The sequence below is a fragment of the Erwinia sp. ErVv1 genome (assembly GCF_900068895.1).
GTDB lineage: Bacteria > Pseudomonadota > Gammaproteobacteria > Enterobacterales > Enterobacteriaceae > Erwinia.
The window spans coordinates 15290-25632 of sequence record NZ_CDPK01000025.1; the positions used below are offsets into that span (position 1 = coordinate 15290).

The following is a 10343-nucleotide window of genomic DNA, read 5'->3' on the forward strand; positions in this document are numbered from 1 at the left end:
GGCTCCGACTTCAGGCCGGACGGCCCGGTCGCGAGCGGGCGTCCTGCCCGCCGCTCCCTGAGTGCAGCATCCCTGCTGCCCTCGCCTGGCCTTCCGTCTGCGCCGCAGCGCTGCGGATTGCCCGTCAACCGCAGGGATTGTCCACCTCTCGGGCTTCTAAGTTGCCTTTACCCGCAGCCAGCACAAAGCAAAAGGAACAAACGAGTGGGGTCCGGTGACAGGCATTCCGCCGCGCTGAGTGAAGAGAGTAAGACCCTGATGGGCCAGCAGGGATGCTGGCGCAAGGGCAGCCGGAACAGGGATATCGTTTTATGCCCGATAAGAGAGGTTAACAAGCGGAGGTGTAAGAGCTTGCATGTAATTCTAACCGTTATTACCCACAGCCCGCACAATGCAAAAGGAGCAGACGGGGGGGGCCCGGTGACAGGCATTCCGCAGCGCTGAGTGAAGGGAGGAAGACCCGGATGGGCCAGCAGGGATGCNCAGGGAGGCTGGCACAAGGGCATGCCGGGACAGGGATGTCCCGTCATGCCCGGTCCGAAAGGTCAACGAGCGGAGCGAAGGAACCGCGCCAGGCGCGGCGTGAGGACCGCCAGGCACCGGGCCCCACCCGTAGGCGACCCCTCAGGCCTGTGCAGTACCGGGCCCCACCCGCAGGCGACAATCACCGGGCATCAGGCCCCGCTCCAGTTACCCTCCGCCCTGAAGATTTAACGCTGATTCAGCCGGTAATAAGCCTCGTTCCAGCGCAGCGCATCCTTGAAGCCATGCAGCGTAGTCTCGTCATCAATGACCAACACCTCGATACCGTGCATCTCGCCGTACTGACGCATATCCTCAACCGTCAGAGCCTGACTGAACACCGTATGATGTGCGCCGCCGCCCAGAATCCAGGCTTCAGATGCCGTTGCCAGTGAAGGCTGGGCACGCCACAGCGCACGGGCAACCGGCAGCTTCGGCAGCGGTTTCGGCTGCTCAATGGCATCCACCACATTCACCAGCAAACGGAAACGATCGCCCATATCAATCACGCTCGCGTTAACCGCGCGACCCGCCGGGGTGGAAAAAATCAGCCTTGCGGGATCGGCCTTGCCGCCAATGCCCAGAAACTGCACGTCGATCAACGGCCGCGGCTCTTTCGCGATAGACGGGCAAACCTCCAGCATATGCGAACCCAGCACCAGCTCGTTACCCGGTGAAAAGTGATAGGTATAATCCTCCATAAAGGAAGTGCCACCGGGCAGGCCCGTCGACATCACCTTAAAGATATGCAGCAGCGCCGCCGTCTTCCAGTCCCCCTCACCGGCAAAGCCATAACCCTGCTGCATCAGCCGCTGTACCGCCAGCCCCGGCAGCTGCGTCATGCCGTGCAGCGTCTGAAAATTGGTGGTAAAGGCCATGCAGCCCTCGGCCTGTAGAAAACCTTTAATCCCCAGCTCAATGCGTGCCGCATCGAGAACGTTCTGACGCTTCTCGCCATTCACTGCGGCGGCGGCAGTAAAGTCGTACAGACTTTCGTACTCATCCACCAGAGCGTTAACATCACCGTCGCTTACGCCATTAATCACCTCGACAAGATCGCCCACGCCCCAGCCGTTAACCGCGTAGCCGAACTGAATCTGCGCTGCAACCTTATCCCCCTCGGTAACGGCCACCTCGCGCATATTATCGCCAAATCGCGCCACCTTCAGCTGCTGGCTGGCCTGTTTAGCCGCGGCGGCACGCATCCATTTGCCGATACGCTCACGCGCGGTCTTATCCTGCCAGTGACCGGTTATCACGCTGTGAGGAAGACGCATCCGCGCGCCAATAAAGCCAAACTCACGGCCACCGTGCGCGGTCTGATTCAGATTCATAAAGTCCATATCCATGCTGTCCCACGGGATCTCCGCGTTAAACTGGGTATGAAACTGCAATAGCGGTTTATTCAGCACCGACAGGCCGCCAATCCACATCTTCGCCGGAGAGAAAGTATGCAGCCAGGTGATAATACCCAGGCACTCTTCGGCGTAATTAGCCTCACGACAGAGCGCCAGCGCCTCATCCGGACTTTTCACCAGGGGCTTCAGCATCAGCTGGAAGGGCAGCCCTCCGTCGCGATTCAGGCCGTCAACAACCTGGCGGGCATGATCCTCTACCTGACGAAGCGTTTCTGCGCCGTAGAGATGCTGGGTACCAATGACAAACCAGACTTTAAGCGCATTGAGTGAGGACATATCATTCTCCTTTAAAAGTAGAGGGGCGTGAGGCGAACATCGGTTCTGCGACGTCACACCACTGAAGGTAACGCTGATAAAGCTGCTGATAGCGGGCAACGCGTGAAGCATCGGGTTGCAGGGTGACGGCAACCGGACTGGCCATCTTCTGCTGTGCCGTGGCGACGTCGGGATAAACGCCCGCGGCAACGGCGGCAAAAATGGCGGCACCCAGTGCGCAGCATTCGTCAGAAGCCACGATATCCAGCGGACGATTCATCACATCGCAGCAGACCTGCATAATCGCCGGTGACTTACGGGCAATGCCCCCCAGCGTCAAAATGTTCTCCACCGGCATTCCCTGCTGTTCAAAACACTCCATAATTGCGCGGGCGCCAAAGGCGGTCGAGGCGATGAATCCACCAAACAGGGCAGGCGCATCGGTACCCAGATTAAGATCGGTAATAACACCTTTCAGCCGCTGATTCGCAAAAGGCGTACGACGACCGTTAAACCAGTCCAGCACCACCGGCAGATGCTCAAGTTGCGGATCGTTGACCCAGGCCTGAGTCAGGTCGTTGAGTAAATCTCGTCTAACCTGGTCTATTTCCTCCTTCAGGTGAGGGTGGCGGGCAGTCGCCTGCTCCAGCGGCCAGCACAGCAGGCGGCTGAACCAGGCGTACATATCGCCAAATGCCGACTGACCGGCCTCCAGGCCGATAGCACCCGGCATGACGCTGCCGTCAACCTGGCCGCAAATCCCGCTGATGGCGCTGTTTCCTACCCGCTCGGTATCGGCTATCAGGATGTCGCAGGTTGAGGTGCCAATCACTTTAACCAGCGTCCAGGGTCTGGCGCCTGCTCCTACCGCGCCCATATGGCAGTCAAAGGCGCCCCCGGCAATCTGGATACCCGCAGGCAGGTTTAGTCGCGCCGCCCACTCCGCCGTAAGGGTGCCAACGGGCACATCGGCGGTCCAGGTATCGGTAAACAGGGGGAAGTCGAGCTGCGTGGTAAGCAGCGGATCGAGGGCATTTAAAAACCCCCGGTCCGGCAGCCCCTGCCAGTCAGGATGCCACAGCGATTTGTGGCCTGCGGCGCAGCGCCCGCGGCGAATCGCCTCGGGGGCCGTTGTGCCGCTCAGCAGGGCGGGAACCCAGTCACAGAGTTCAATCCATGACACAGCCGCCTCACGCACAGCGGCATCTTCCCGGCTGACATGCATGATCTTGGCCCAGAACCACTCTGATGAATAAATCCCCCCGATGTAACGCGAATAATCGTTGAACTTCCCGCTGTGGCAGAGGGTGTTGATCTCTTCGGCCTCTTTGATGGCCGTATGATCTTTCCACAGCACAAACATGGCGTTAGGGTTATCGGCAAATTCGGGACGCAGTGCCAGCACTCTGCCTTCCCGGTCTATCGGCGCGGGCGTTGAACCGGTTGAATCCACTCCAATACCCACCACCTGCTGACGCTGTTCGGGTGTGAGGAGGGTGACAACGTCACGTATCGCTTTTTCAAACGCGTCGATATAGTCCTGCGGATGGTGGCGAAACTGATTGATCCGGCTCTGGCTGTACTGGCCCTGCTGCCAGCGCGGATAGGGAACGACCTGCGTATGGAGCTCTTTGCCACTGGCACAGTCAACCGCCAGGGCCCGAACTGAATCGCTGCCGAAATCCAGACCTAATGTAATTGCACCTAACTGCATTTTCTTCTCCAGGCAGTTTGAGTGAACGGTGTGAATAGCCTAAGAACTCCCTTCCCTGGGCGTTAGACCAGGGACGCTGTAGATATGCACTTTTCTGCCATCTCCCAGCGGATTGTGACGCGGTTCAAAACTTTAAGCGGGGCAAATTTGGCTGAATATATGGATTATCTGGTCGTAATTACAGGGTGTGATTGCGCTCTCCCTTTCTCAATAAGGTTCCCGATAAAAATAGCGGCCATTAACAGACTGGCTGGTATGCATCCCGAAAACGCCGCTGTTTTAAGCTCTTAAGCAAATAACCCTCATGTTGTTAACATTTACATAACCCTGCAAAAAGCGGGAACCGAGCCGGAGAGCCTTATGTTTAAAATGACCCATGTACTTGCCGCTGTTGGACTTGCCGCCGTTATGTCACATTCGGCTATGGCCGAAACCATGAAGCTGGGTTTTCTGGTCAAGCAGCCTGAAGAGCCCTGGTTCCAGACGGAATGGAAATTCGCCGATAAGGCCGGAAAGGAGATGGGTTTTGAGGTGATCAAAATTGCCGTCCCCGACGGTGAGAAAACCCTCAACGCTATTGACAGCCTGGCCGCCAGTGGGGCGAAGGGCTTTGTTATCTGTACACCCGATCCCAAACTCGGCTCGGCAATCATCGCCAAAGCCAAAAGCTACGACCTGAAGGTGATTGCCGTTGACGATCAGTTTGTTACCGCAAAAGGAAAACCGATGGATAGCGTACCGCTGGTGATGATGGCGGCCACGAAGATCGGGGAGCGACAGGGGCAGGAACTGTATAAAGAGATGCAAAAGCGCGGATGGGACGTCAAAGAGACCGGTGTGATGGCGATTACAGCCGACGAGCTGGATACCGCCCGCCGCCGCACCTCCGGCTCGATGGATGCGCTCAGGGCGGCTGGCTTCCCGGCGGCGCAGATTTATAAAGTGCCGACTAAATCCAACGATATTCCCGGCGCGTTCGATGCGGGTAACTCCCTGCTGGTCCAGCACCCCGCCGTTAAGCACTGGCTGATTTTGGGCATGAACGACAACACCGTTCTCGGTGGCGTGCGCGCGACGGAAGGCCAGGGCTTTAAGGCACCCGACGTTATTGGCATCGGCATTAACGGCGTTGATGCCGTCAGCGAGCTGTCAAAAGGCCATGCGACCGGCTTTTACGGCTCCCTGCTGCCCAGCCCGGACGTACACGGCTATAAAAGCATTCAGATGCTCTATAACTGGGTGAGCAAAGGTGCCGAGCCGCCTAAGTTCACCGAAGTGACCGATGTCGTGCTGATCACCCGCGACAACTTCACCACCGAACTGGCCAAAAAAGGGCTGAAATAGCCGCGAAGCATGTTGGTACGGGAGCGTCATCGGGCGTTCCCGCTGGTGTGGAAAGCAACGTTTGCAGGAGTTAACGATGAATACGCAACCCGCCTGGCTCAGCTTTCACGCCATCGGTAAAACCTTTCCCGGCGTAAAGGCGCTGCAGGATATCAGCTTCGACTGTGCAGCAGGTCAGATACATGCGCTGATGGGCGAAAATGGCGCAGGGAAATCCACGCTGCTAAAAATCCTGAGCGGCAGCTATCAGCCGACCAGCGGAGAGATCCGGCTACAGGGCAAGCCCGTCAGCTTTACGCACACCACCGCGGCGCTCGACGCTGGCGTGGCCATCATCTATCAGGAATTGCATCTGATACCGGAAATGTCGGTAGCAGAGAATATTTATCTCGGCCAGCTACCTCAGCGTGCCGGACTGGTGAACCGCAAACTGCTGCGCTATGAGGCAGGGCTACAGCTCAAAAATCTGGGGATGGATATCGACCCCGATATGCCGCTGAAGTCGCTTTCCCTGGGTCAGTGGCAGATGGTGGAAATCGCCAAGGCGCTGGCGCGCAATGCCAAAGTTATCGCCTTTGATGAGCCGACCAGCTCACTCTCTGCCCGGGAAATTGAACATCTGTTTCGCGTTATCCGCAAACTCAGGGATTTGGGGCGGGTAGTGCTGTATGTCTCCCACCGCATGGAGGAGATTTTTGCGCTCAGTGATGCCATCACCGTGTTTAAGGATGGGCGCGTGGTGCGTACCTTTAATGACGTCGCGAACACCACGCATGACCAACTGGTCGAGGCGATGGTAGGCAGGGAAATCGGCGATATCTATGGCTACCGGCCACGCGAAAGCGGTGAGGTCCGCCTGCGGCTTGATAACGTGCAGGCCAAAGGGGTGCGGATGCCGATCTCCCTCAGCGTTCGTGCCGGGGAGATTGTTGGTCTGTTTGGCCTGGTCGGAGCCGGGCGCAGCGAACTGATGAAAGGATTATTTGGTGCAACCCGGCTGACCGGCGGGGCGCTGTGGCTTGACGGCGAGCAACTGACCATCCGCGAACCGGCGCACGCGATTCGTGCCGGGATCCTGCTCTGCCCGGAAGATCGTAAGGCAGACGGCATTATTCCGGTTCACTCCGTGCGCGACAATATCAATATCAGCGCCCGCCGCAACAATATCAAAGCGGGCTGCCTGATTGACAGGCAGTGGGAAAATCACAATGCCGCCGTCCATATCCGTTCGCTAAACATTAAAACGCCCTCTGCCGATCAACCGATCATGAACCTGTCGGGAGGCAATCAGCAGAAGGCCATTCTTGGGCGCTGGCTGTCGGAAGAGATGAAGGTGATCCTGCTCGACGAACCGACGCGCGGCATTGATGTCGGTGCAAAGCATGAGATCTATAGCCTGATCTACGCGCTGGCGGAGAAGGGCATTGCGGTGCTGTTTGCCTCCAGCGACCTGCCTGAGGTAATGGGGCTGGCGGATCGTATTGTCGTCATGCGCGAAGGCGAAATAGCCGGTGAACTGAGCCATGACCATGCCACTGAAGCACTGACGCTTGGCATGGCCATGCCAAAAACAACTCAACAAGCCGCAGTCGTGGCCTGACTGGAAGGAGCAATTTGATGACTACAACAACCTCTCCCGCCGCTGCGCCAAAGCGATCACAGCGTGCCAGGCTGGGCCACATCTGGGATAATTTCGGCATGCTGGTGGTGTTTGCCGTATTGTTTATCGGCTGCACAATATTTATTCCTAACTTCGGCACGCTAATCAATATGAAAGGGCTGGGGCTGGCCATGTCAATGTCCGGCATGGTGGCCTGTGGCATGCTGTTCTGTCTGGCATCAGGTGATTTCGACCTCTCCGTCGCCTCGGTGATTGCCTGTGCCGGCGTCACGACGGCGGTAGTGATTAACCTGAGCGAGAGTTTGTGGTTAGGTATCGCCGCCGGACTGCTGCTCGGTATGCTTTGCGGACTGGTCAACGGCTTCGTGATTGCCAGACTGAAAATAAACGCGCTGATCACCACGCTCGCGACGATGCAAATCGTGCGTGGGCTGGCCTATATCTTCTCGGATGGCAAGGCCGTTGGGATCGAGGATGAACGCTTTTTCGCACTGGGTTACACCAACTGGCTGGGCGTACCTGCACCGGTCTGGCTGACCGTGGCAACCCTGATTATTTTTGGCTTTCTGCTGAATAAAACCACCTTTGGCCGCAATACCCTGGCTATCGGCGGTAATGAAGAGGCCGCACGACTCGCCGGGGTGCCGGTCGTACGGACACGCATCATTATATTTATCCTCTCCGGGCTGGTTTCTGCCGCCGCAGGTATCATCCTGGCCTCACGTATGACCAGCGGTCAGCCCATGACGTCGCTGGGCTATGAGCTGATTGTGATTTCGGCCTGCGTACTGGGCGGCGTATCGCTGAAGGGCGGAATTGGCAAAATATCCTACGTTGTGGCAGGCGTGCTGATACTTGGCACGGTTGAGAACGCCATGAATCTTCTTAATATTTCACCTTTTTCACAGTATGTTGTGCGGGGGCTGATCCTGCTGGCAGCGGTGATTTTTGACCGCTACAAACAGAAAAGTAAAGTGGCTTGAGAACGGAGGCGCGTATGTATCATCGTTTAGCACCGGTAGCGCAGTTGAATCCGTTGCTACCAGGCTATCAGTTTAATGCCTGGCTGGTTGCAGGGCTGACGCCGGTTAACGCTGGCGACTCGCTGGATTTTTTTATCGACAGGCCCGGAGGTATGAAGGGCTACATTATCAACCTTACCGTCCGGGGGCGCGGACAGGTATTTAGCGGCGAACGGGCATTCGACTGCGAACCCGGGGATTTGCTGCTGTTTAAGCCGCAAACCCAGCACTATTATGGGCGGTCACCTGAGAGCGACTGCTGGCACCACCGCTGGGTCTACTTTCGTCCGCGTGCCTACTGGAATGACTGGCTGGACTGGCAGGATGAGAAGCAGGGCGTGGGGCGGCTCAGGCTGGATGAAGCGCTGCGGGCTGAGTTCGAGGAGCTGTTTGCCAGTATTGAGCAGACCCATACGTCGGGGCAACGCTACGCGGAAGAGCTGGCGATGAATCTGCTTGAGCGACTGCTGCTGCGCGCCATTGAAGAGGATCCCCGCAGTCATCAGCAGGTACGCGATCCGCGGGTTATTGAGGCCTGCCAGTTCGTGACCCGTAACCTGGCCGGTGAGCTAAAAATTGAGGAAGTGGCAAATCACGTCTGCCTTTCCCCTTCGCGACTGGCACACCTTTTCCGCGATCAGATGGGCGTCAACCTGCTGCGCTGGCGGGAAGATCAGCGTGTTATCCGCGCCAGAATGCTGCTGCAAACGACGCAGGAGCCCATCGCGACGATTGGTCGGCTGGTGGGCTACGACGATCAGCTCTACTTTTCCCGCGTATTTCGTAAACGGGTCGGCGTCAGCCCCAGCGATTTCCGACGGCGCTCTCTGGAGGCGAGCGATGACCTTGTGGCCCAGGAGACATGGTAACAGTTCGGGCTAAAGCTTAAGATTTCATCAACATTTCAGGTAAATCCCGCTTGTTCTTACCCCGTTGATCGACTTAAATCAACGGGGTAAGAATAACGAGGAACCCTCAATGAACGATAAAATTCGCGTAGGGCTGGTCGGCTACGGCTTCGCCAGTAAAACTTTCCACGCCCCGCTAATTGCCGGGACGCCCGGGATGGAACTGGCCGCTGTTTCCAGCAGTGATGCTGATAAAGTCCACGCCGACTGGCCATCAGTGACGACGGTCACGACACCCCAGGCGCTATTCGACGATCCCTCTTTGCAGCTCATTGTTATCCCCACCCCCAATGAGACCCATTTCCCGCTGGCAAAAGCCGCGCTGAATGCGGGTAAGCATGTGGTGGTAGATAAACCCTTTACCGTGACGTTGTCACAGGCGCACGAGCTTGATGCGCTGGCAAAAGCGAAAGGCTTACTGCTTTCGGTATTTCACAACCGCCGCTGGGACAGTGATTTCCTGACGTTAAAAACCCTGCTGTCGGAGGGTGCGCTGGGTGAGGTGCGTTATTTTGAATCGCATTTTGACCGGTTCCGTCCGGAGGTCCGCAACCGCTGGCGTGAGCAGAAGGGTGCAGGCAGCGGCATCTGGTACGATCTGGGACCGCACCTTATCGATCAGGCGTTACAGCTGTTTGGTTCGCCGGTGGCGATTAACGTTGATATGGCGGAACTACGGCCTGGTGCCCAGACGACCGATTATTTCCATGCGGTACTGACCTACCCACAGCGGCGCGTGGTGCTGCATGCCAGCATGCTGGTCGCTGCGGAATCTGCACGTTATCAGGTGCACGGGACGGGCGGGAGTTTTGTGAAGTTTGGCCTTGATCCGCAGGAAGAGGATCTTAAGAGCGGTGCGCGTCTGCCGGTGGAGGGCTGGGGTGAGGACAGTCGTGATGGCGTGTTGACGCGGGTTGAGGGTGACAGGCTGGTAGAAACGCCGCTGCCGACCCTGCCGGGGAATTATCCGGCGTACTATGCGGGGGTCCGTGATGCGATTAAGGGTGAGGGCGCGAATCCGGTGACGGCGGAGGAAGCCATTCAGGTTATGGAGCTGATCGAGCGGGGTTTGCAGTCCGCCGAGAAGCGTCAGACGATGTCGCTTAAGTAGGCCCAGTCGGGCTGTGTGGGCATCGTCATCGGATTGGGCTGGCGATGCTCGCTGTCTTGGCGGGGACAGGGTGCAAAGCCATGCGGGAAGCATTGGCACGCATGTTGTTGCGGGGATTCGGTGCAAAGCCCTGCGGGGACCGTTGTCACGCGGACACGCCGCAAGCACGTCCGTGTGGGCTCGGCTCGCGCATCCCTGCGCTCGACGGTCCGCTAAGCCAACGGTCCCCGCCTGGCCGCTGGCTACGTAGACGCTGTTAAAAACCTCTCCATGCCCAGCCTGGCCTCGGGCTACGTAGATGCTGTTAAAAATCTCTCCATGTCCAGCCTGGCATCTGGGATGTTTGCTGTCATTGCGGTGATACGGTGCAAAGCCCTGCGGGGGCCGTTGTCACGCGGACACGCCGCAAGCACGTCCGTGTGGGCTCG

7 protein-coding genes are annotated in these 10343 nt (G+C 57.8%); 5 read left to right on the forward strand and 2 right to left on the reverse strand.

Features of this window, described 5'->3' with window-relative positions; all coding sequences use genetic code 11:
- Positions 1–710 precede the first annotated feature (710 nt).
- Complete coding sequence (araA, locus tag A1830_RS20635; RefSeq protein WP_067710452.1) at positions 711–2216, reverse strand: L-arabinose isomerase; 1506 nt, start codon at positions 2214–2216, stop codon at positions 711–713.
- Between the two features lies 1 nt (position 2217).
- Complete coding sequence (locus A1830_RS20640; protein ID WP_067710454.1) at positions 2218–3909, reverse strand: ribulokinase; 1692 nt, start codon at positions 3907–3909, stop codon at positions 2218–2220.
- Between the two features lie 360 nt (positions 3910–4269).
- Here A1830_RS20640 and A1830_RS20650 point away from each other — a divergent pair, with 360 nt between their 5' ends.
- From A1830_RS20650 to A1830_RS20670, 5 genes are all read left to right on the forward strand, one after another.
- Positions 4270–5253 carry an arabinose ABC transporter substrate-binding protein gene (locus A1830_RS20650; RefSeq protein WP_067710458.1) on the forward strand — a complete coding sequence of 328 codons (984 nt, stop codon included), beginning with the start codon at positions 4270–4272 and terminating at the stop codon, positions 5251–5253.
- 76 nt (positions 5254–5329) lie between these two features.
- The gene (gene araG / locus A1830_RS20655; RefSeq protein ID WP_067710459.1) at positions 5330–6853 is read left to right on the forward strand and encodes an L-arabinose ABC transporter ATP-binding protein AraG; all 1524 of its coding nucleotides are present in this window, start codon (positions 5330–5332) and stop codon (positions 6851–6853) included.
- A 17-nt stretch (positions 6854–6870) separates the two neighbouring features.
- Positions 6871–7857 carry an L-arabinose ABC transporter permease AraH gene (gene araH / locus A1830_RS20660; protein WP_067710461.1) on the forward strand — a complete coding sequence of 329 codons (987 nt, stop codon included), beginning with the start codon at positions 6871–6873 and terminating at the stop codon, positions 7855–7857.
- A 14-nt stretch (positions 7858–7871) separates the two neighbouring features.
- Positions 7872–8765 carry an arabinose operon transcriptional regulator AraC gene (araC, locus tag A1830_RS20665; protein WP_067710463.1) on the forward strand — a complete coding sequence of 298 codons (894 nt, stop codon included), beginning with the start codon at positions 7872–7874 and terminating at the stop codon, positions 8763–8765.
- Between the two features lie 109 nt (positions 8766–8874).
- A complete protein-coding gene (locus tag A1830_RS20670; RefSeq protein ID WP_067710465.1) occupies positions 8875–9915 on the forward strand; it encodes an oxidoreductase in 1041 nt (346 codons plus the stop codon).
- Positions 9916–10343: the final 428 nt, after the last annotated feature.

Bases quoted from the DNA above. Each gene is read 5' to 3' on its own strand.
- araA (WP_067710452.1), bottom strand. From the start codon at position 2,216: ATGTCCTCACTCAATGCGCTTAAAGTCTGGTTTGTCATTGGTACCCAG.
- A1830_RS20640 (WP_067710454.1), bottom strand. From the start codon at position 3,909: ATGCAGTTAGGTGCAATTACATTAGGTCTGGATTTCGGCAGCGATTCA.
- A1830_RS20650 (WP_067710458.1), top strand. From the start codon at position 4,270: ATGTTTAAAATGACCCATGTACTTGCCGCTGTTGGACTTGCCGCCGTT.
- araG (WP_067710459.1), top strand. From the start codon at position 5,330: ATGAATACGCAACCCGCCTGGCTCAGCTTTCACGCCATCGGTAAAACC.
- araH (WP_067710461.1), top strand. From the start codon at position 6,871: ATGACTACAACAACCTCTCCCGCCGCTGCGCCAAAGCGATCACAGCGT.
- araC (WP_067710463.1), top strand. From the start codon at position 7,872: ATGTATCATCGTTTAGCACCGGTAGCGCAGTTGAATCCGTTGCTACCA.
- A1830_RS20670 (WP_067710465.1), top strand. From the start codon at position 8,875: ATGAACGATAAAATTCGCGTAGGGCTGGTCGGCTACGGCTTCGCCAGT.